Origin of the sequence: Streptomyces sp. CB01580, from assembly GCF_001905795.1 — a bacterium.
Lineage (GTDB): Bacteria > Actinomycetota > Actinomycetes > Streptomycetales > Streptomycetaceae > Streptomyces.
The window spans coordinates 1-19,930 of the sequence record NZ_LIXJ01000009.1 but is presented as its reverse complement, the minus strand read 5'-3'; the positions used below and the strand labels follow the sequence as shown (position 1 = coordinate 19,930).

Here is a 19,930-nt window from a genome sequence, read left to right as displayed (position 1 = left end):
GGATTCCTGCCCGGGGGCGGTGAACTCCACCCCGATGCGACGAATACCTGACAGAGTGTCAGCCCATCAGGAGTTCAGATAGGTCAGCACGGCCAGCACCCGGCGGTGATCCCCCTCACTGGGGGACAGACCCAGCTTCAGGAAGATGTTGCTGACGTGCTTCTCCACGGCCCCGTCGCTCACCACCAGCTGCCTGGCCACCGCGGAGTTCGTCCGTCCCTCGGCCATCAGACCGAGCACCTCCCGCTCGCGCGGCGTCAGCCCGGCCAGGACGTCCTGCTTCCGGCTCCGGCCCAGCAACTGCGCCACCACCTCCGGGTCCAGCGCCGTGCCGCCCCGCGCCACCCGGACCACCGCGTCCACGAACTCGCGGACCTCCGCGACACGGTCCTTGAGCAGATAACCGACACCTCGGCTGGAACCGGCCAGCAACTCGGTCGCGTACCGCTCCTCGACATACTGCGAAAGGACCAGGACCCCGATTCCCGGGTACTCCTTGCGCAGCCGCACGGCCGCCCGGACGCCCTCGTCCGTGTGGGTCGGCGGCATCCGTACGTCGGCGACCACCACGTCGGGCAGCGCGTCCTGACCGGCGAGATCGCGCACCGTCCTGATCAACGCCTCGGCGTCGCCCACACCCGCGACGACCTCGTGCCCGAGATCGGTCAGCAGCCGGGTGAGCCCTTCGCGCAGCAGCACCGAATCCTCGGCGATGACCACCCGCACCCTGTCCTCCACCATGACTTCCTGTTCCCCCACTGATCGCCGGTCCCGCACGTCGCCGCCGGTCCCGCGCCTTCTTCGCCGGTCCCGCACATCGTCTGCCGGTTCCGTACCGCCTGCCGGTCCCGCGCCGTTCGCGGGCCGGTCCGTACGGCGTTCAGCATCCCAGTATTCGCCGTATTCGCGGATTCGTGTGCCCGGCCGCCGCACAGGCTTGATTTCGAGCCTGCGCGGCGGCGGGGAGCAGGGGATGCGAAGGCCGTGCTGCGGGAGCACGGGACACGGAGGGGCGTGCGACGGGATTACGACGGGATACGGAGGGCGTGCGCGGGGGCACGGCGCGCGGAGACCCGTGGCGCGGGGGATGTGCGCCACGGGCCTCCGCACGCAGGCCGCTGTCGCCCCCAGGGCGTCGGTGCGCGCGGACCGCTACGAACGGATTCAGCCACGCCAGGGCAGCTCGGCCGTGATCCGCGTCGGACCGCCCGTGGGGGAGTCCACGGCGAGCACCCCGTCCACCGCGTCCAGCCGTTCGGCCAGACCGGCGAGCCCGCTGCCCGAGGACGGATCGGCGCCGCCGCGGCCGTCGTCGGTGACCTGGAGCATCAGGCGGTTCCCGGCCCGCCACACGTCGACGGAGGCGGAGCGGGCGCCACTGTGCTTGCTGATGTTCTGCAGCAGTTCCGACACGGTGAAGTAGGCGATGCCCTCGATGGCCTGGGCGGGCCGGGACGCCAGGTCGACCTCCACGGTGACGGGGACGGTGCAGCGGGAGGCGATGGAGGAGAGTGCGGCGTCGAGTCCGCGGTCGGTGAGGACGGCGGGGTGGATGCCTCGGGCGAGGTCGCGGAGTTCCTGGAGGGCGGTTTTCACTTCGCCGTGGGCTTCGTCGACCATGCGGGCGGCGGCCTGGGGGTCGTGGGTGAGTTTTTCCTTGGCGAGGCCGAGGTCCATGGCGAGGGCGACGAGTCGGGCCTGTGCGCCGTCGTGGAGGTCGCGTTCGATGCGGCGCAGGTCGGCGGCGGCGGTGTCCACGACCACCCCCCGGTCCGACTCCAGCTCGCTGACGCGGGTGGCCAGCCGGGACGGGCCGAGCAGCCCCGCCACCATCAGCCGGTCCACACTCGCCAGACCGCGGATGAGCCACGGCGTGAACAGGACGAGGACCAGACCGCACACACTCGTCGCGGCCAGCTCGAACGGGGAGTCGAGGTAGATCTGGTGGTGGTCGTCGCCGTACAGCTGGATGCCGCCGGTGCCCGCGTACGTCGGGAACACCCACTGCCACAGCGGGTAGGTGAAGACGGCCCACCCGGTCACCCAGAACGTCAGCGAGACGGTACCGGCGAATATCGCCCACGGGAGGTGCAGCAGCATGTAGAGCAGGTGGCGCCAGGACGCCCCGCTCTTGAGGACCGCGCCCATCCAGGACATCAGGCTGCCGGTCCTGCCGCGCACCGGCTCCGGGTCCGCGACGTCCAGGTGCAGCAGCCCGCGCGCCCGGACCCGCTCGAACGCGCCGAAGCCCCGGCACATGGCCAGCGCGCCGGCGAGGATCGGCACCCCGACGAAGGTGATCAGCGTCCCGATTCCCGCAGCCGTGAAACCGACCGCGAAGGCGAACAGGACCGGGCTGATCAGCAGGCTCAGCGACAGATGGCCGAGCTCCCGCAGGGTTCTGCCCTCGAAGGGCGCGCGCAGCACTGGGGGCAGGAAGTGCCGCACCGGGGCGTGGTCCCCGAAGCCGGCTCCGGACCGCTGGTGGTCCCGGGAGTCAGGTCCGTATGCCGTGGCCATGGATGGTGTCCGTTTCTTCTCGTTCTGCGCGGCGGTCTGCGGTCTGCGGTCTGGGGCCGGGGGCCTGCTGGGGTGGTGTATTCGGCGGTCTGCCGGGGTGGCGGGCCGGCGGTACAGGCGCTTGTGGCCGAGGTTCTCGTGGCTGTGGTCGTTCTCGTGGCCGTAGTCCAAGAGTGCTGGGCCGAGGGCGCGCCCACCATGAGGGCGGTATCCCTCTTCGGACGGGGGTTTTCCCCACCCCCGAGCGATGTCGACCATGACGGCGCGGAGGACCGGCCCCCGTGGTGACCGGTCCTCCGCACCGCTTTTGACCATGGGCGCGCCGTGAGCGCGCCGTGAGCGCACGGCGCATTCACCCGGGTTCAGACGCATTCAGGTGTGTTCAAGTGCATTCAGGTGTGTTCAAGCGCGTTCAGGCGCGCTCGGCGGACGCTGCCGCGCCACCCCGGCCCTGTTCCCGGCCCTGGCCACCCCGGCCCCGTCCCTCCTCTTCACGGTCCCGCCAGGGCAGCTCGGCGGTGACCGTCGTGGGGCCGCCCGGCGGCGAGTCGAGGACGAACAGCCCGTCGACGGCGCCCAGCCGTTCGGCCAGCCCGGCCATGCCCGTACCGCCGTCCAGCCGCGCCCCGCCGCGGCCGTCGTCGGTGACCTGGAGCATGAGCCGCTTCCCGGCCCGCCACACCTCGACCGACGCCGTTCGCGCCCCGCTGTGCTTGCTGACGTTCTGCAGCAGCTCCGAGACCGTGAAATAGGCGATGCCCTCGATCGCCGCCGCCGGGCGCGCGGGCAGATCCACCGAGACCGTGACGGGGACGGTGCAGCGGGAGGCGATGGAGGAGAGTGCGGCGTCGAGTCCGCGGTCGGTGAGGACGGCGGGGTGGATGCCTCGGGCGAGGTCGCGGAGTTCCTGGAGGGCGGTTTTCACTTCGCCGTGGGCTTCGTCGACCATGCGGGCGGCGGCCTGGGGGTCGTGGGTGAGTTTTTCCTTGGCGAGGCCGAGGTCCATGGCGAGGGCGACGAGTCGGGCCTGTGCGCCGTCGTGGAGGTCGCGTTCGATGCGGCGCAGGTCGGCGGCGGCGGTGTCCACGACCACCCCCCGGTCCGACTCCAGCTCCTCGATCCGCCGCTCCAGCTCGTCCGAGGGCGACAGCAGCCCGCGAGCCATCATCCGGTCCACGTTGGTGAGGAACCGCGTGATGAAGGGGAGCACCGGCCACAGCAGGAAGAAGCTCACACACGTCACACCGAAGGTGAGCACTCCCCACGGCAGCCGGATGAAGGAGTACAGCACCGCCCGCCAGCCCACCGGATCCTTGAGGCTCGACCACAGCCACGGGAAGAACCCCTGTTCCGTGCGGGTCAGCACCACCGGGCTGGGCTCGTCGACGTGCACCCCGAGCATCGCCCGTGCCCGGGCCCGCTCGGCCCTGCCGATCAGTCGCGCCCCGTGCAGACCGGCGGCGAGCAGCGGCAGCCCGACCACCGTGACCGAGAACCCGACACCGACCCCGATCATGAACACCGCGTAAACAAATCCGGCCACGGCCATGGGGAGGTTCGCCAGGAGGTGCGCGATCTCCTTCCACGTCCACCGGTCGAGGGCGAAGCGGGCGGGCGGCGGAACGTCGTCGGCGGGCACCAGGGGGCTCATGGTCATGCCCCCAGCCTGCCGGGCGGGGGCCGCGCATGCCATGGGGTTCATGGGTGGCGTGAAGTAGGGATAACCCCACCCGTTGTCCGACGCGGCTGCTTACCCTCCCTTTAACAGGGCCTAGACTCCCGTGCGTACAAACTGCGCGACCGCATACAGCATCGCCGAACGGATCGATCGAGGGAGCGAGGGACGGACGTGGCGGATCTGCCGGAACCGACCGTTCTCGCGTCGGACTACTTCCACGGCTACGCGGTGGTCGGAATGCTCGCCGTGATCGGCGTGCTGTTCGTCGCCGTCGCATTCGGTGCCGGGCGGCTGCTGCGCCCCGTGGTGCCCACCCCGGAAAAGCTCCTGACGTACGAGTGCGGCGTGGACCCGGTGGGTGAAGGATGGGCGCATACGCAGGTCCGTTATTACGTGTACGCCTTCCTGTACGTGATCTTCGCCGTCGACTCGATCTTCCTGTTTCCCTGGGCGACCGTGTTCGCCGCTCCCGGATACGGGGCGACGACCCTGGTGGAGATGTTCATCTTCCTCGGCTTCCTGGCCGTAGGACTGCTCTACGCATGGAAGAAGGGCGTCCTCGAATGGACGTGACGAGCCCTCCGCCCCCCGAGCACCAGTACGGAGCGGGTCCGGGAACGGAACCGGGAACGGAATCGGCGCCCGGGACGGGTGCCGCACCGGCCGACGGGTCGGGCGTCGTGCCGACCGACGACGGGGCGGGGACCGAACCGCGGCCCGTTCCTGTGTTCCTGCCGGAGCCCAAGCGGCTCGGCGTCCTGTCCCGGCTCGCGCCCGAGCCGATGAAGGTGGTCCTGAACTGGGGCCGCCGCTACAGCCTCTGGGTCTTCAACTTCGGGCTCGCCTGCTGCGCCATCGAGTTCATCGCCGCCTCCATGGCCCGGCACGACTTCATCCGGCTCGGTGTGATCCCGTTCGCCCCGGGCCCCCGCCAGGCCGACCTCATGATCGTCTCCGGCACGGTGACGGACAAGATGGCCCCGGCCGTGAAGCGGCTGTACGAGCAGATGCCCGAGCCGAAGTACGTCATCTCCTTCGGCGCCTGCTCCAACTGCGGCGGCCCGTACTGGGACTCGTACTCCGTGACGAAGGGGGTCGACCAGATCATTCCGGTCGACGTCTACGTCCCCGGCTGCCCGCCCCGGCCCGAGGCACTGCTCCAGGGCATCCTCAAGCTCCAGGAGAAGATCGCCCGCGAGTCGCTGGGCGAGCGGTACGCAACGGGCGGAGGCCGTCCCTCCACCGCCGCGCTGCGCAGCGGCCTGGTCACCGCCCCACCGGTACCGGGGGAGGAGCGGAAGTGACCGGAGGAGCGGAGAACCGCGACCACGAGGGCCGCGCCCCCGAGAACCGAAGGGCCGACGAGGAGCGTGTGGCCCCCGGGCGGGACGCGTACGACCCCACCGCCTACGACCGGTTGCCGGACGCCGCCGCCGAACTCTTCGGCGAGGGTGCGACGGCCGAGCTGGCGTACGACCTGCTGACCGTCGACGTGCCCGCCGGTTCCTGGACCACCGCCCTGGAAACGGCCCGCGACCGGCTGGGCTGCAGCTACTTCGACTGGCTGAGCGCGGTCGACGAGCCGGGCACCGGTTTCCGGGTGTGCGCCCATGTCGCGGCCCTGACACCGGGCGTGGTCCGGCGGCTCCTCGTCCGTACGACCGTTCCGCACGACGCCGCGTCGCTCCCCACGGCCGTCCACGTCTACGCGGGCGCCGCCTGGCACGAGCGCGAGACGCACGAGATGTTCGGCATCGGCTTCGAGGGCCACCCCCATCTGGTGCCGCTGCTGCTGCCCGAGGGGTTCGAGGGCCACCCGCTGCGCAAGGACTTCGTCCTGGCCGCCCGCGTCGCCAAGGCGTGGCCGGGCGCGAAGGAGCCGGGCGAGTCGGAGCACGGCGGCCCGAAGCGGCGCACGATGCTGCCGCCGGGCGTCCCCGACCCGAACGAGTGGGGCCCGCTGAAGGGCCAGCTCCCGCCCGCTCCGTCCCGCGCCGCCCGCACCGCGCGCGCGGCGGGCGACCGCCCCGTACGGCGTACCCGCAGCGCGAGCGAGGGCTCGGCCGGTCGGCCGACGGCGGGGGCGTCGTCGGCCGGGGCCGCCGAGGCCGTGCCGCCCGCGCGCCCGCGCCGTACGCGCAGCGCGTCCCAGGGTTCCGCCAGCCAACGGCCGGCCGCCGCCGAGCCGGGCACGACCGCGCCGCCCGCGGCGCCCGCCCGGGACACGGCCCCGAAGCCGACGACCGGCCCGGCGCCGACCGAGCCGACACCGGCTCCCACCGCGCCGACCGAGCCGACACCGGCTCCCACCGCGCCGACCGGGCCGACACCGGCTCCCACCGCCCCGGCAGCCCCGACCGGCCCGGCCGCCCCGAAGCCGGGGGCCGGAGGCGGCGACGCGCCCTGGCACCACGCCCGCCCCGCCTTCGACGCCCCCGGAACCACCCCGGAGTCCGCCCCCGGAAGCACCCCGGGACCGGACTCCGCCACGTCGCCGGACTCCGCCGCATCGCCCGACACCGCCGCATCGCCCGAACCCCCCGGCACCGCGCCCGAAAGCCCTGAAAGCCCCGAAACCCCCGACCGTCCCGACGGAGGCGATACCGCGTGAACGACGTACTCGACGTCGCCCTCCGTCTCGTCATCGTCTTCGTCGCGTTCATGGTCCTCCCGCTCGTCGTGGGGCAGACCGAGCACAAGGTGATGGCCCATATGCAGGGCCGGCTCGGACCCATGTACGCGGGCGGCTTCCACGGCTGGGCCCAGCTCGTCGCGGACGGCGTGAAGTTCGCGCAGAAGGAGGATGTCGTACCGGCCGATGCCGACCGCCGCGTCTTCCAACTCGCACCGGCCGTCGCGCTGCTCCCGTACCTCCTCGTCCTCGTCGCCCTCCCGATCGGCCCCGGCGAGGGCGCGGTCGGGCAGGTCGTCGACGCGGGCATCTTCTTCGTGCTCGCCGTGATGGGCGTCGGCGTGCTCGGCTCGCTGATGGCCGGCTGGGCCTCGGCCAACAAGTTCTCCCTCCTCGGCGGACTGCGCACGGCCGCCCAGCTGCTCGCGTACGAACTGCCGATGCTGCTCGCCGCCGCCTCCGTCGCGATGGCCGCCGGGACCGTCTCCCTCCCCGGCATCCTCGACGCCTTCGAGTGGTGGTGGCTGCCCTGGCAGATCACCGGCGCGCTGGTCTTCTTCGTGGCCGGACTCGCCGAGCTCCAGCGCCCGCCCTTCGACATGCCGATCGCCGACTCGGAGATCATCTTCGGTGCGTACACCGAGTACACCGGGCTGCGCTTCGCGCTGTTCCTGCTCGCCGAATACGCGGGCATCGTCGTACTGTCCGGGCTGACCACCGTGCTCTTCCTCGGTGGCTGGCACGGTCCGTTCGGCGCCGACGGGCTCGGCTGGTTCTGGACGCTCGCCAAGACCGCGGTCCTCGCCTTCGTCGTCATCTGGCTGCGGGTGAGCTACCCCCGGCTCCGCGAGGACCAGCTCCAGAAGCTCGCCTGGACCACGCTCATCCCGCTCGCTCTCGCGCAGATCGCGCTCACCGGCATCGTGAAGGTGGCGATGAACTGATGGCCGTTCCCGGCTCCGGCCTGGCCAAGGGCCTGGCCGTCACCCTGCGGACGATGACGCGGAAGAACGTCACCGCGCAGTACCCGGACGTCCAGCCCGAACTGCCGCCCCGGTCCCGTGGCGTGATCGCGCTGTTCGAGGAGAACTGCACGGTCTGCATGCTCTGCGCCCGCGAGTGCCCGGACTGGTGCATCTACATCGACTCGCACAAGGAGACGGTGCCGGCCGCCGCCCCCGGCGGACGCGAGCGCAGCCGCAACGTCCTCGACCGCTTCGCGATCGACTTCTCGCTCTGCATGTACTGCGGCATCTGCATCGAGGTGTGCCCCTTCGACGCCCTCTTCTGGTCGCCGGAGTTCGAGTACGCCGAGACGGACATCCTCGAACTCACCCACGAGCGCGACAAGCTCCGCGAGTGGATGTGGACGGTGCCCGAACCGCCCGCGCTCGACCCGGCCGCCGAGGAGCCGAAGGAGATCGCCGCCGCCCGCAAGACGGCGGAGAAGCTCCAGGCCCAGCGCGCCAAGGAGGCGCAGGAGGCCCAGCAGGCCACCGAGCCCCGACGGACCGCCGGGACGCGGCAGGCCACCGAGGACCAGAGGGCCCACAAGGACCGGACGGACAGGAACAGAAGCCAGCAGGAACAGAAGGACCGGACGGACCAGCAGGGACAGCAGGAACAGAAGGAAGAAGAGGGGGAGGCGTGACACTCGCAGCCATCGCGGCCCAGTCCGCCGCCGGGGCCGCCCAGTCCCTCCCTTCCGTCCCCTCCGCACCCTCCGGCTTCCTCTCCCCGACCGGCGTCGAGATCGCTTTCGTGCTCGTCGGCATCGCCACCCTCGGCGCCGCCCTCGTCACCGTCACGACCAGGCAGCTGGTGCACGCCGCCCTCTGGCTCGTCGTGGCCCTCGGCGGACTCGCCGTCGAGTACCTCCTGCTCACCGCCGAGTTCATCGCCTGGGTGCAGGTACTGATCTACGTCGGTTCCGTGGTCGTCCTCCTCCTCTTCGGGCTGATGCTCACCAAGGCGCCCATCGGCCGCTCCCCGGACGCCGACTCCGGCAACCGCCGGGTGGCCCTCGGCGTAGCGGCGGCCGCCGCGGGCACGCTCGTCTGGATCGTCGTCGACGCCTTCCGCACCACCTGGATCGACCTCGAAGGACCCGTCGGCGGCTCCACGGAAGTGACCGGTTCGTCCCTCTTCCGGCACTGGGTGCTGCCGTTCGAGGCGCTCTCCGTCCTGCTGCTCGCCGCCCTCGTCGGCGCCGTCGTCCTGTCCCGCAAGCACGGCAAGGAGCAGAGCTGATGCACCTCGCCTACCCCGCCGTGCTCGCCGTCCTCCTCTTCTGCACCGGGCTGTACGGGGTGCTCGCCCGCCGCAACGCGATCCTGGTCCTGATGTCCGTCGAGCTGATGCTCAACGCGGTCAACCTCAACCTGGTCGCCTTCGACGTCTGGCTCCGCGACACCCTGCACGCCGGACAGGCCCTCACTCTCTTCACCATCGCCGTAGCGGCGGCGGAGATCGGCATCGGCCTGGCCATCGTCCTCGCCGTGTACCGCAACCGGGGCACCTCGGACATCGACCGTCTCCGCGACACCGCCGAGACCGACGCCGCCGAGACGCTCCCCGACGAGCCGCCCCCCGGCACCGACGGGAACCACGACACCGCAGACCAGGCCGCTGCTCCGGCAGGGAAGGCACAGAAGGCAGAGGCCACTCCGTGACCACCACGACCCTCGCCGTCCTCGTCCCCCTCCTTCCGTTCCTGGGCGCCGCGGGCGGTCTGCTCACCGGACGCATCGCGCCCGGCTTCGTACGCCCCCTCGCCGTACTGCCCACCCTCACCGCCTTCCTGCTCGCCGTCGTCGTCGCCTCGCGTCAGGCCGGCGGGCCGGCCGTCGACGCGGCGACCCGGCTCACCCCCACCGGGTCCGTGCCGATCGACCTCGCCCTGCACCTCGACGGCTTCGCGGTCCTCGTCGCCGTCCTGGTCGGGCTCGTCGCGACCTGCGTGCAGATCTACTCGACCGCCTACCTGCGCGACGACCCCCGCTACCCCTCGTACACCGCCCTCGTCTCCCTCTTCACCTCCGCGATGCTCCTCGTCGTCTACTCCGGCGACCTGATGGTGCTCCTGGTCGGCTGGGAGATCATGGGCATCTGCTCGTACTTCCTCGTCGGCCACTACTGGGAGACGCCCGAGGCCCGCGCCGCCTCCCTCAAGGCATTCCTGGTCACCAAGCTCGGCGACGTCCCCTTCCTGATCGGGCTGTTCGCGCTCGCCGCCGACACCGGCTCGTTCCGCATCACCCGCATCCTGGGCGCCGTCGCGAACGGCGGCCTCGACCACCCCACCCTCATCGCCCTGCTGCTCCTCGCGGGCGTCGCCGGAAAGTCCGCGCAGTTCCCCCTCCACACCTGGCTGCCCGATGCGATGGCCGGCCCCACCCCCGTCTCCGCGCTGATCCACGCCGCGACGATGGTCGCCGCCGGCATCTACTTCGTGGCCCGGCTCCTTCCCGTCTTCGCCCAGTCCGGCGCGGCCCTCGTCGTCCTCGCCGTGATGGCCGCGGTCACGATGACCGGCTCCGCCCTCGCCGCCCTCGCCCAGGACGACATCAAACGCGTCCTCGCCTACTCGACGATCGGACAGCTCGGCTACATGGCCGGTGCCCTGGCCGTCGGCGACCGCGGCGCCGCCGTCTTCCACCTCCTCTCGCACGGCGCGTTCAAGGCCGTCCTCTTCCTCGCGGCGGGCGTCGTCATCCACGCCGCCGGGACCAACTCACTGGCCGCCATGTCCCGCATGGGCGGCCTGGCGAAGCGCATCCCCGACGCCTACTGGACGATGACCGTCGCCCTTCTCGCGCTCGCCGCCATCCCGCCGTTCTCCGGCTTCTTCTCCAAGGAAGCCGTCCTCGTCGCCGCCGAGCACACCGCGCTCGGGGACCGGCACGTCGCCCCGTCCGCCGCCGGCTGGACCGTCCTCGTCGCCGGACTGCTCACCGCGGCCCTCACCGCCGCGTACGCCACCCGCCTCTGGCTCCTCGCCTTCCGGGGCCGCGGCGCCGAGGCCCCCGACCACGGCCGCCAGCCCGTCGCGATGACCACCGTCCTGTGGGTCCTCGCCGTCCCGACCATCGCCTTCGGGCTGACCGTCGGCGCGATCGGCGACTGGTTCGACGGCCACGACCTCACCCCCTCCCTCACCACCGCCGTCCTCTCCACGGGCATCGGACTCGTCGGCGGCCTCGTCATCTACGGCGCCTGGCGCCACACCTCGGCACTCGCCGCCCGTACCGCCGTCGGCACCGTCGCCCCCCACCCCGACGCCGAACCCGCCCTCGTCGAGGCCGAGGCGCTGACCGCGCACACCGCCGCCTACGGCACCGCCGGGGACGCCCCCGACCCGGCCGACCCGGGCCGCTTCCTGCTCGGCCCGATCCACCGCCACGCCGCCACCGGCTTCCACCTCGACGCCCTCTACACGGCCCTGTTCGTCCGCCCCGTGCGGGCCGCCGCCGGCCTGGTCCGGTTCCTGGACCGCGAGGTCGTCGACACCTACGTACGCGGCTCCGGCACCGGAGCGCGCTGGCTCGGCGCCGCCGTACGCCGCGCCCAGACCGGCAACGTGCAGACCTACCTCAGCGCACTGCTCGCCGGTTCCCTGGTCCTGGCGATCGCCGCCGTCGTCTTCGCCAACGTCAACGCCGGGTCGTGAGCCGTGATCGATATCAGTGAATCCGTGATGCAGTTCCTTCTCGCGTTCGTCGTCCTCGCCCCGCTCGTCGGCGCCGTGGCCGCTCTGCTGCCCGCCCCGCCCGGACTGAAGGGCACCGGCCCCGACCAGGCCGTGCTCCGCCACGGCGTGACCGTCACCGGGGCGGTCCTCGCCGCCACACTCCTCCTCGCCGCGGGCTTCGACCACGACCATCCGTCGAAGATGCAGGCCACGACCGACATCAGCTGGATCCCGGCGCTCCACGTCCGCATCCACCTGGGCATCGACGGCATCTCGCTCCCCCTCCTCGTACTGACCGCGCTGCTGACCTTCCTCTGTGCGCTGTACAGCTACTTCAAGCTGCCCGAGGGCCCCTCCCCGAAGGCGTTCGTCGCTCTCGTCCTCGCCCTGGAATCCGGCACCCTCGCGACCTTCGCCGTCCTCGACCTGGTGCTGTTCTTCCTGGCGTTCGAGATGGTGCTCATCCCCATGTACTTCCTGATCGCCCGCTGGGGCGGTGCGGGCAGGCAGCCCGCCGCCTGGAAGTTCATCCTCTACACCCTCCTCGGCTCGGTGATCATGCTGCTGGGCCTGCTCCTCATCGGGCTGAAGAGCGGCACCTTCGACATGGTGGCACTCGCCACTGACAACGGCCGTGGGCTCACCACGTCCGTGCAGGTCATCGCCGTTCTGGCGATCGGGATCGGGCTCGCCGTGAAGACCCCGATGTGGCCGCTGCACAGCTGGCTCCCCGACGCCCACACCGCCGCCCCGACCGTCGGCTCGGTGCTGCTCGCGGGCGTCCTGCTGAAGATGGGCACGTACGGATTCGTCCGCATCCTGCTCCCCGCAGCCCCCGACGGCATGCACACCTTCGCGCCCTACCTCGCCGCCTTCGCGGTGGTCGGCATCGTCTACGGATCACTCGCCTGCCTGGCGCTGGCCCGCCCCGGATCCAAGGGCGACCTCAAGCGGCTGATCGCGTACTCCTCCGTCGGACACATGGGCTTCGTGCTCCTCGGCATCGCGAGCATGACCCCCACCGGCGTCAACGGCGCGCTCTTCGCCAACATCGCCCACGGCCTCATCACCGGCCTGCTGTTCTTCCTCGTCGGTGCCGTCAAGGACCGTTGCGGCACCGCCGACCTCGACACCCTCTCCGGCGCGACCGGAGCCGCGCTCTACGGCCGGGCGCCGCGCCTCGGCGGTCTCCTCGCCTTCGCCGCGATCGCCTCCCTCGGCCTGCCCGGCCTCGCCGGGTTCTGGGGCGAGATGCTCGCCCTGTTCGGCTCCTTCGACCCCGCCGACGGACTCAGCCGCCCCGCCTTCCTCACCTTCATGGCGATCGCCGCGTTCGGCACCCTGCTCACCGCCGCGTACATGCTGATCGTCGTACGCCGCGTCTGCATGGGCGACACCGGTGCGAAGCGGGAGGAACCGCGACTCACCGACGTCCAGGCGTACGAGTTCGCCACCTGGACCCCGCTCGTCGCCCTCACCGTCCTCGCCGGCCTGTGGCCCGCCGTCCTCCTCGGCCTCACCGACCCGGCCGTGCAGAAGCTCCTCGCAGGAGGCAAGTCGTGACCACAGCCGCAGCCCTGGCCGCCGTCACCACCGCGCCCGGCCTCGCCGCCGCCGCGCCCCACGGCGGCACCGGTCTCGTCACCACGGCCGCCGACAGCACCACCAGCCTCGTCCAGTCCGTCGACTGGCTCGCGATCGCGCCCCCCGTCGTCGTCGCGGCCGCCGCCCTGGTGGTCCTGGTCGCCGACCTCTTCCTGCCCAGGGAACGCAAGCCGGTCCTCGGCCTGATCACCCTCGCCGGACTCGTCGCAGCCCTCGCCCTCCTCGTCCCGCTGCGGGACGGCGACCGCTCCACCTTCTGCCTCACCCCGGCCGCCACCGGTACCGGCGCCACCGGGGCCTGCAGCTACACCGCCGACCACTTCGCCCTCGTCATCCAGGCCCTCGTCCTCGTCGGCGCCCTGCTCACCGCCCTGCTCTCGCTCGACGACACCCGCAGGCTCCCGGCCGGCGAGTTCTGGTTCCTGCTGCTGTCCTCCGCGGCCGGCGCCGTGCTGCTGCCCGCCGCCCGCGACCTCGCCACCCTCGTCATCGCCCTCGAAGTCGCCTCGCTGCCCGCCTTCGCCCTCGTCGGCCTCAAGCGCGGCGACCGCCGGTCCTCCGAGGCCGCGCTGAAGTTCTTCCTGTCCTCCGTCGTCGCCACCGCCGTCATGCTCCTCGGCGTCAGCTTCGTGTACGCGGCCACCGGCACCCTCCATCTCACGGAACTAGCCACCCGGCTCGACGACGTCCCCGGACAGCTCGGCACCCTCGCCGAGACGGGCGTCGTCCTCACCCTCGTCGGCTTCGCCTTCAAGACGGCCGCCGTGCCCTTCCACTTCTGGGTCCCCGACACCTACGTCGGCGCCCCCCTGCCGGTCGCCGCGTACCTCTCGGTCGTCGGCAAGGCGGCCGGCTTCTCCGGCCTCATCCTCGTCACGGTGATCGGCTTCCCGGCGTACGCGGACGTCTGGGGACCGGCCCTCGCCGTCCTCGCCGCCCTCACCATGACCATCGGCAATGTCGCGGCCCTGCGCCAGAACGCCGACCGCGCCCGCAGCGCCGTACGCCTGCTCGCCTGGTCGTCCGTCGGCCAGGCCGGCTACCTCCTGGTGCCGATCGCCGCCGCCGCGTACGCCAGCGACCGGCACGTCGGTTCCACCGTCGCGTACGCCCTCATGTACGCCGTCGTGAACCTCGGCGCGTTCGCGGTCGCCGCGCTCGTCGCGCGTACCCACCCCGGAAACCGGCTCTCCGACTACCGCGGCCTCTACGCCGACCGCCCCCTCGCCGCCCTCGCGCTGGCCTTCTTCCTGCTGTGCCTGGCCGGTCTGCCGCCCGGCATCATCGGCCTCTTCGCCAAGGTCACGGTCTTCTCCGCCGCCGTCGACGCGGGACTCGGCTGGCTCGCGGTCGTCATGGCCGTCAACGTGGTGATCGCGTTGTACTACTACCTGCGGTGGACGGCGGTGATCTTCCGCGCCCCGGAGCGGGCAGCGGACGAGGCTGCGGACCGGCCCGCCGGCGGGACACCGGCCGTGAGCCCGGCCGCACCCGCCTCCACCGGGCACCATGTCCCGGTCCCCGTCACCCTCGCGATCGCCCTCACCGCCGTCGTGGGCATCGTGCTCTCCGGAGCCCCGCAGACCATCCTGGAATTCGCCGCCGTCGGTCTCTTCTGACACACCCGAGATCGGTTTGCCCGGGACGGTCCGCACAGGGCAAGGTCTAGGGCCGCACATCGCGACAACACACCCAGGTCCCAGAGGGAGCAAAAGCAGTGCTGAACGGGTTCAAGGACTTCATCCTGCGCGGAAACATCATCTCGATGGCCATCGGTCTGGCCGTCGGATCCGCGTTCACCGCCGTCGTCACCGGATTCAGCACCGCGTTCATCACCCCGCTGATCGGCCTCGCCACCGGCTCGGTCGGCGACTTCAGCTCCGCGGAGTTCGCGATCGAGGGCACGGTCTTCCCGTACGGGAAGTTCCTGGCCGCCGCCATCGCCTTCCTGATCACCGCCGCGGTGCTCTACTTCGGCGTCGTCGTGCCCATGGCGAAGGTCCAGAACCGTTTCTCCAAGGCCGACGAGAAGGTCGACATCAAGGCCGCCGTCCGCGACTGCCCGCGCTGCTACACCGAGATCCCGGCCATCGCCTCCCGCTGCGCCCACTGCACCAGCGAGATCGAGCCGGACCCCGAGGCCCTCGCGGTCGCCGGGTTCCCCGCCCAGCGCTGACCCGCCCGGACACGGCTCCCGGACACGGCACGGACCCCGCCCGGGAGCGCGGTACGGCACGGTACGGACACGGGTGACGAGGCGCACACGGCCCCGCCACCCGTACGGCGCAGCGCCCGCCCGGACCGCGTGTCCCGTCCCGGCCCCGCCCCGCGGCGGCACGCACAAGGGAACTAGCTCACCTCGCCTGGCGTTGACCCGTACGGGAGGCTCCACTGGGGAAGTGGAGACCACCGAGCAAAGGGTTCCCCTGCCGCACCACTTGGAGGGCGTACCGTGCACCGCCGGCACAACGGGCTGAAGACCGCAGTACTTCTCGGCGGTCTCTCCGCGCTCATCATCGTCATCGGAAGCTTCTTCGGACGTACGGGCCTGATCGTCGCGCTCCTCGTGGCCGTCGGCACCAACGCCTACGCGTACTGGAACAGCGACAAGCTGGCGCTGAAGGCCATGCGCGCCCGACCCGTGAGCGAGTTCGAGGCGCCGGGGCTGTACCGCATGGTCCGCGAGCTCTCGACGGCCGCCCGGCAGCCCATGCCCCGGCTCTACATCTCCCCGACCCAGGCCCCCAACGCCTTCGCCACCGGCCGAAACCCGCGCAACGCGGCGGTCTGCTGCACCGAGGGCATCCTCCAGATCCTCGACGAGAGAGAGCTGCGCGGCGTCCTCGGGCACGAGCTGAGCCACGTCTACAACCGCGACATCCTGATCTCGTCAGTCGCCGGGGCACTCGCCTCCGTCGTCATGTTCCTGGTCAACTTCGCCTGGCTGGTCCCGGTGGGCCGGTCCGACGACGACGAGGGTCCCGGCATTCTCGGCATGCTGCTGATCATGATCCTCGGCCCGCTCGCCGCCTCCGTCATCCAGCTGGCCGTGAGCCGCTCCCGCGAGTACGAGGCGGACGCCTCGGGTGCCCAGCTCACCGGCGACCCGCTGGCCCTCGCCGGTGCCCTGCGGAAGCTCGACGCGGGGACGAAGCAGCTCCCGCTGCCTCCCGAGCCGAGGATCGAGACCGCGAGCCACATGATGATCGCGAACCCCTTCCGCCCCGGTCAGGGCATGTCCAAGCTGTTCTCGACGCACCCGCCGATGGCGGAGCGCATCGCCCGGCTGGAACAGATGGCGGGCCGCCGCCCGTGACGCCGTCGGTCCCGCGCACCGGCACCGGGACGCACGAGGCGCTCCGCGCGAACCGCCTCCGTTCCATTCCCGTCGCTTCTGTTTCCGTGCGGTCCGCTACCGCGCCCCGAACCTCTCGTCGGTCGGGACCACCTCGCGCCCCAGCGGCATGAGGGAGATCGGGATCAGCTTCAGGTTCGCCCAGCCGAACGGGATGCCGATGATCGACACGAACAGCGGGATGCTGGTCAGCAGGTGCCCGAGCGCCAGCCACCACCCGGCGAAGACCAGCCAGATGACGTTGCCGACGCACGAGGGCGCCCCCGCGTCGGGCCGTTCCACGGTGGTCCGCCCGAACGGCCACAGGACGTAGCCCGCGATCCTCAGGGACGCGATGCCGAACGGGATCGTCACGATCAGCACGAAGCAGATGATCGCGGCCACCAGATATCCGAGGGCCATCCAGAACCCGCAGAACACCACCCACAGGACGTTCAGGATCAGTTGCAGCAGCTTCATGTCTCCCAGCCTTCCACGTGTTTCGCCCGGCAGCGCCGTTCGCCGCCGGTCTCGGCCGACGGCCCGGACCACCGCTCCGGCCGATTGTCAGTGCCGTCACTCACCATGAACGCATGATGGACATCGAGCAGTTGCTGGCGACCGTGGAGAAGACCGCGCGCACCGGGCCGCGCTGGGCGGCGTACCCCCTTCCGGCGCCCCTGTCCGCCGAGGGCGTCGAGCGGGCCGAGGCCGCCCTGGGCTTCCCCCTGCCGCCGCTGCTGACCGCGCTCTACACCCGGACGGCCAACGGCGGCTTCGGGCCTGCGTACGGCTTCCTGCCGCTGATCGGCGACCGGACGCCCGACGGGGAGGAGTCCGCCGTCGCGCAATACCTCGCGCTGCGCCGGGACGACGCGGAGGAGGGGGAGTGGCCGTGGCCGGAGGGCGTGCTGCCGATATGCAGTCTGGGCTGTGGGATGTACTCCTGCGTGGACTGCCGCAGCGAGCGCACCACGGTCCTGCTCTTCGAGCCGAACGCCGGTGTGCCGGAGCTCGCCTGGTACGTGGACAAGCCCGATCTCGCCCAGTGGCTCCACGCCTGGCTGGACGGCACCGCGTGGCACTGCGAGGAGGCGGAGGACGAGGAAGCCGACATGGAGCCGTGGCCCGACTTCGGCGCCCGCATACGCCCCGTGGCCGTCGGCGCCGTGTCCGCCGACGCCGGGAGAGCCACTCGCCCCTGACGCTCCTCGGACCGTCCGACCCGTGGGCCGTCCGCTCCTCGGGCCCTGCGGACCACCCGGACTATCCGGAAGGGGCGAGAGGGTCGAGTCCCGTCTCGCGCAGGGTCAGGTTGAGCCGGCCATGGCCCAGCCCCGACGCGGGATCGGCCGTCCCAGGGACGATTCTCGGTACGCCGTGGAAAGCGAAGCGCGACGGGCCGCCGAAGACGAACAGGTCGCCGGAGGCCAACTCCACGTCCGTGTAGGGCTTTCCCCTGTTCTCCGTGTTGCCGAAGCGGAAGACGCAGGTGGCGCCGATGCTGAGCGACACCACCGGGGCACCGGACCGTTCCTCCTTGTCCTGGTGCATGCCCATCCGTGCCGCGCCGTCGTAGAAGTTGACGAGGGCTGCGTCCGGCGCGTACGCCCGCGCGGGGCTCTCGTCCCCGTACGCCGCCACCAGCGCCTCCCGGCCCAGCTCCGCGAGCCGGTCGGGGAACGCGGCGACCCGCGCGCCGTTCACGTCGTCGGCCGTGCGCGAGTAGTGGTACGGCTGCCAGTGCCAGCCCAGGCAGACCGTCCGCACCGACATCACACCGCCGCCCGGCAGCACCGTGTGCCGCAGCGGCACCGGCCCTCGCGCCCACTCCCGGCAGGCGGCCACCAGCTCCCGCCGACGCGCGGGCGACAGCCACTCCGGCACGTGCACGGCCCCCGGCGCCACGACGGCCCGCGGCCTGGGAAAGAGCCCGGACATGTCAGCGCACCACCAGGGCGCCTTCCAGCCTCAACAGCCGTTCCTTGCGCTCCACGCCGCCCGCGTAGCCGCGCAGGGCCCCGTCCGCGCCGATCACCCGATGGCACGGCCGTACGACCAGCAGCGGGTTGCGGCCGATCGCCGTGCCCACGGCCCGCACACCCGCCCCGGACGCTCCCACGCGCTCGGCGACCTGCCCGTACGACACGGTCTCCCCGTACGGGAGAGTGTCGAGCGCGGCCCACACCCGGCGCTGGAAGTCCGTGCCCGCGCCGTCGGCGTACACGATGTCGAAACGGGTCAGCCGCCCCGCGAAGTACTCCCGCAGCTGTGCGGCGATTCCCTCGAAGGCGTCCGGCGCGCGTACCCAGTCGTCCCGGACGACCGCGGCGCCCTTCTGGCCGGGCAGGGAGAGCGAGGCGAGCGCGACCCCTCCGGCCGCGTCGGCGGTCTCCTCGCCGACCAGCAGCAGTTCACCCAGCGGGCTGTCGACCGTCGCGTACATGGTCATGGCTCGTCCTCTCCGCGCCTGTCGTGCCGGAGGCGACAGGATCATCGTCCGGCACTCATCAGTCTGCGTCCCCGGCCGCACCGCGACCGGCGGTATTCGGACATCGCACCGGGCCGATGCCGCCACCCGTCACCTGCCACGCGCCGCCCGTCACGCATCCACAGGGGCGGCTTCGACGGCGTCGACGGACTCGGCGGTGGCACCGGGCAACGGGAGCGGCCGAAGGGCACAGGCCCTGATCCGCTCCGCGAGCTCCCCGTAGCCGACGGGTTCGCCGCAGAGCCTCCGTACGGAGGCCAGGCCCAGACTGGCCTGCCCCGTGGCCTCCACGAGCGCCCGGGAGGCGACGTGGAAGCACCACTGGCCGACGTCGAGCGGGTCGTACGCGGCGTGGGTACGCGCGGTGTGGAGTGCGAAGACGTAGACGTCCGCGTTGTAGGACTGCTCCGCGGCATCGCCGTCCTCGGGCGTCCAGGTCCGCCCGCGCAGCCGGGAGAAACGGATCTCCGACAGTCGGTGCTGCTCCCACACCTGGAGGTAGGCACTGGTCTTGACCTCGATCTTCAGCCCGTCCGGTGCCAGGACGTCGAAGCTCTCCCATTCCGCGTTGCGCTGCTCGGCGCCGACCGCGCGGTGGACCAGGAACTCCGCGAGCAGGCCCCGGGTCGTGTTGGTCCGCAGATCGGGCATCGCGTAGCGCCAGAAGTCCAGCACCGTCCCGGCATCCGCGCTTCGGAAGACCTCACCGCCCGCGAGCGGCGTCGGTTCGGCCGGAGTGTGCCGGCCGTCGGGGGTGGTGGACTCGGAGGACATCCCCCCAGCCTGGCATGCGGCCGGGGCGTGATGCGGCCGAACGGCCGGACGGCGACGGTCGGGGAGGGCGTGCCGGGGGGGGGCCGCAAGCCCCGTTGGCGACCTCCCGGTGGGGGCGTGCCCGTTCGGCTTTTGCTCTTCCCCGTTGACGATGGGCGGCGACGGATCCGGTGGCCCTTCATCGTCCCCGGCACCACATCGATGTC

At 71.8% G+C, this 19,930-nt stretch carries 20 protein-coding genes; 13 read left to right on the top strand and 7 right to left on the bottom strand.

The genetic code is table 11. The features are described from left to right. Positions 1-66: 66 nt before the first annotated feature. The 3 genes from AMK22_RS15380 to AMK22_RS15370 all read right to left on the bottom strand — a co-directional run bounded on the left by AMK22_RS15380 (position 67) and on the right by AMK22_RS15370 (position 4,177). Positions 67-741: a response regulator transcription factor gene (locus AMK22_RS15380; protein ID WP_338014167.1), complete on the bottom strand. Its 675-nt coding sequence runs from the start codon at positions 739-741 to the stop codon at positions 67-69. A 423-nt stretch (positions 742-1,164) separates the two neighbouring features. After that, a complete protein-coding gene (locus tag AMK22_RS15375; RefSeq protein ID WP_073785377.1) occupies positions 1,165-2,520 on the bottom strand; it encodes a sensor histidine kinase in 1,356 nt (451 codons plus the stop codon). A gap of 412 nt (positions 2,521-2,932) precedes the next feature. Beyond that, positions 2,933-4,177 carry a sensor histidine kinase gene (locus tag AMK22_RS15370; protein WP_073785666.1) on the bottom strand — a complete coding sequence of 415 codons (1,245 nt, stop codon included), beginning with the start codon at positions 4,175-4,177 and terminating at the stop codon, positions 2,933-2,935. Between the two features lie 192 nt (positions 4,178-4,369). Here AMK22_RS15370 and AMK22_RS15365 point away from each other — a divergent pair, with 192 nt between their 5' ends. The 12 genes from AMK22_RS15365 (at position 4,370) to htpX (ending at position 16,441) form a co-directional block, all read left to right on the top strand. Next, positions 4,370-4,771, top strand: coding sequence for an NADH-quinone oxidoreductase subunit A (locus tag AMK22_RS15365; protein WP_073785375.1), 402 nt, complete (start codon positions 4,370-4,372; stop codon positions 4,769-4,771). Further along, positions 4,762-5,502: an NADH-quinone oxidoreductase subunit B gene (locus tag AMK22_RS15360; RefSeq protein ID WP_274535424.1), complete on the top strand. Its 741-nt coding sequence runs from the start codon at positions 4,762-4,764 to the stop codon at positions 5,500-5,502. Before AMK22_RS15365 ends, AMK22_RS15360 begins: the two co-directional genes overlap by 10 nt. After that, a complete protein-coding gene (locus AMK22_RS15355; RefSeq protein ID WP_443333293.1) occupies positions 5,499-6,809 on the top strand; it encodes an NADH-quinone oxidoreductase subunit C in 1,311 nt (436 codons plus the stop codon). The genes AMK22_RS15360 and AMK22_RS15355 overlap by 4 nt, the downstream gene beginning before the upstream one ends. Continuing rightward, the gene (locus AMK22_RS15350; RefSeq protein ID WP_073785373.1) at positions 6,806-7,774 is read left to right on the top strand and encodes a complex I subunit 1/NuoH family protein; all 969 of its coding nucleotides are present in this window, start codon (positions 6,806-6,808) and stop codon (positions 7,772-7,774) included. The genes AMK22_RS15355 and AMK22_RS15350 overlap by 4 nt, the downstream gene beginning before the upstream one ends. Next, positions 7,771-8,481, top strand: coding sequence for a NuoI/complex I 23 kDa subunit family protein (locus AMK22_RS15345; RefSeq protein ID WP_107430562.1), 711 nt, complete (start codon positions 7,771-7,773; stop codon positions 8,479-8,481). The genes AMK22_RS15350 and AMK22_RS15345 overlap by 4 nt, the downstream gene beginning before the upstream one ends. Positions 8,482-8,492: 11 nt before the next feature. After that, positions 8,493-9,080, top strand: a complete 588-nt coding sequence (locus AMK22_RS15340) for an NADH-quinone oxidoreductase subunit J (protein ID WP_073785670.1) — start codon at positions 8,493-8,495, stop codon at positions 9,078-9,080. Continuing rightward, positions 9,080-9,502, top strand: coding sequence for an NADH-quinone oxidoreductase subunit NuoK (gene nuoK / locus AMK22_RS15335; protein ID WP_073785369.1), 423 nt, complete (start codon positions 9,080-9,082; stop codon positions 9,500-9,502). Before AMK22_RS15340 ends, nuoK begins: the two co-directional genes overlap by 1 nt. Further along, positions 9,499-11,499, top strand: a complete 2,001-nt coding sequence (locus AMK22_RS15330; protein WP_073785367.1) for an NADH-quinone oxidoreductase subunit 5 family protein — start codon at positions 9,499-9,501, stop codon at positions 11,497-11,499. Before nuoK ends, AMK22_RS15330 begins: the two co-directional genes overlap by 4 nt. A gap of 27 nt (positions 11,500-11,526) precedes the next feature. After that, positions 11,527-13,083 (top strand): complex I subunit 4 family protein, encoded by a 1,557-nt coding sequence (locus AMK22_RS15325; RefSeq protein ID WP_073785365.1) that lies wholly within the window; start codon positions 11,527-11,529, stop codon positions 13,081-13,083. Continuing rightward, complete coding sequence (locus AMK22_RS15320; protein ID WP_443333292.1) at positions 13,080-14,744, top strand: NADH-quinone oxidoreductase subunit N; 1,665 nt, start codon at positions 13,080-13,082, stop codon at positions 14,742-14,744. Before AMK22_RS15325 ends, AMK22_RS15320 begins: the two co-directional genes overlap by 4 nt. A gap of 98 nt (positions 14,745-14,842) precedes the next feature. Further along, complete coding sequence (locus AMK22_RS15315) at positions 14,843-15,301, top strand: large conductance mechanosensitive channel protein MscL (protein ID WP_073785363.1); 459 nt, start codon at positions 14,843-14,845, stop codon at positions 15,299-15,301. A gap of 276 nt (positions 15,302-15,577) precedes the next feature. Continuing rightward, a complete protein-coding gene (htpX, locus tag AMK22_RS15310) occupies positions 15,578-16,441 on the top strand; it encodes a zinc metalloprotease HtpX (RefSeq protein ID WP_073785361.1) in 864 nt (287 codons plus the stop codon). A 96-nt stretch (positions 16,442-16,537) separates the two neighbouring features. On the opposite strand, the gene AMK22_RS15305 is transcribed toward htpX, so the two are convergent. Continuing rightward, positions 16,538-16,939: a YccF domain-containing protein gene (locus AMK22_RS15305; protein WP_073785359.1), complete on the bottom strand. Its 402-nt coding sequence runs from the start codon at positions 16,937-16,939 to the stop codon at positions 16,538-16,540. A gap of 113 nt (positions 16,940-17,052) precedes the next feature. On the opposite strand from AMK22_RS15305, the gene AMK22_RS15300 reads away from it, so the two are divergent. Then, positions 17,053-17,664, top strand: a complete 612-nt coding sequence (locus AMK22_RS15300) for an SMI1/KNR4 family protein (protein WP_073785357.1) — start codon at positions 17,053-17,055, stop codon at positions 17,662-17,664. Positions 17,665-17,725: 61 nt separating this feature from the next. Here AMK22_RS15300 and AMK22_RS15295 read toward each other — a convergent pair whose 3' ends face one another. The 3 genes from AMK22_RS15295 to AMK22_RS15285 form a co-directional block, all read right to left on the bottom strand. Continuing rightward, complete coding sequence (locus AMK22_RS15295; RefSeq protein WP_073785355.1) at positions 17,726-18,400, bottom strand: alpha-ketoglutarate-dependent dioxygenase AlkB family protein; 675 nt, start codon at positions 18,398-18,400, stop codon at positions 17,726-17,728. 1 nt (position 18,401) lies between these two features. Next, positions 18,402-18,911 carry a methylated-DNA--[protein]-cysteine S-methyltransferase gene (locus AMK22_RS15290; RefSeq protein ID WP_073785353.1) on the bottom strand — a complete coding sequence of 170 codons (510 nt, stop codon included), beginning with the start codon at positions 18,909-18,911 and terminating at the stop codon, positions 18,402-18,404. A gap of 150 nt (positions 18,912-19,061) precedes the next feature. Further along, positions 19,062-19,724 carry a hypothetical protein gene (locus AMK22_RS15285; protein ID WP_073785351.1) on the bottom strand — a complete coding sequence of 221 codons (663 nt, stop codon included), beginning with the start codon at positions 19,722-19,724 and terminating at the stop codon, positions 19,062-19,064. Between the last annotated feature and the right edge of the window lie 206 nt (positions 19,725-19,930).

What these genes read in the sequence shown, in the direction of transcription:
- AMK22_RS15375 (WP_073785377.1), bottom strand. Translation starts at nt 2,520, where the DNA reads ATGGCCACGGCATACGGACCTGACTCCCGGGACCACCAGCGGTCCGGA.
- AMK22_RS15290 (WP_073785353.1), bottom strand. Translation starts at nt 18,911, where the DNA reads ATGACCATGTACGCGACGGTCGACAGCCCGCTGGGTGAACTGCTGCTG.
- AMK22_RS15305 (WP_073785359.1), bottom strand. Translation starts at nt 16,939, where the DNA reads ATGAAGCTGCTGCAACTGATCCTGAACGTCCTGTGGGTGGTGTTCTGC.
- AMK22_RS15300 (WP_073785357.1), top strand. Translation starts at nt 17,053, where the DNA reads ATGATGGACATCGAGCAGTTGCTGGCGACCGTGGAGAAGACCGCGCGC.
- AMK22_RS15370 (WP_073785666.1), bottom strand. Translation starts at nt 4,177, where the DNA reads ATGACCATGAGCCCCCTGGTGCCCGCCGACGACGTTCCGCCGCCCGCC.
- AMK22_RS15380 (WP_338014167.1), bottom strand. Translation starts at nt 741, where the DNA reads ATGGTGGAGGACAGGGTGCGGGTGGTCATCGCCGAGGATTCGGTGCTG.
- AMK22_RS15325 (WP_073785365.1), top strand. Translation starts at nt 11,527, where the DNA reads ATGCAGTTCCTTCTCGCGTTCGTCGTCCTCGCCCCGCTCGTCGGCGCC.
- AMK22_RS15360 (WP_274535424.1), top strand. Translation starts at nt 4,762, where the DNA reads ATGGACGTGACGAGCCCTCCGCCCCCCGAGCACCAGTACGGAGCGGGT.
- AMK22_RS15295 (WP_073785355.1), bottom strand. Translation starts at nt 18,400, where the DNA reads ATGTCCGGGCTCTTTCCCAGGCCGCGGGCCGTCGTGGCGCCGGGGGCC.
- AMK22_RS15285 (WP_073785351.1), bottom strand. Translation starts at nt 19,724, where the DNA reads ATGTCCTCCGAGTCCACCACCCCCGACGGCCGGCACACTCCGGCCGAA.
- nuoK (WP_073785369.1), top strand. Translation starts at nt 9,080, where the DNA reads ATGCACCTCGCCTACCCCGCCGTGCTCGCCGTCCTCCTCTTCTGCACC.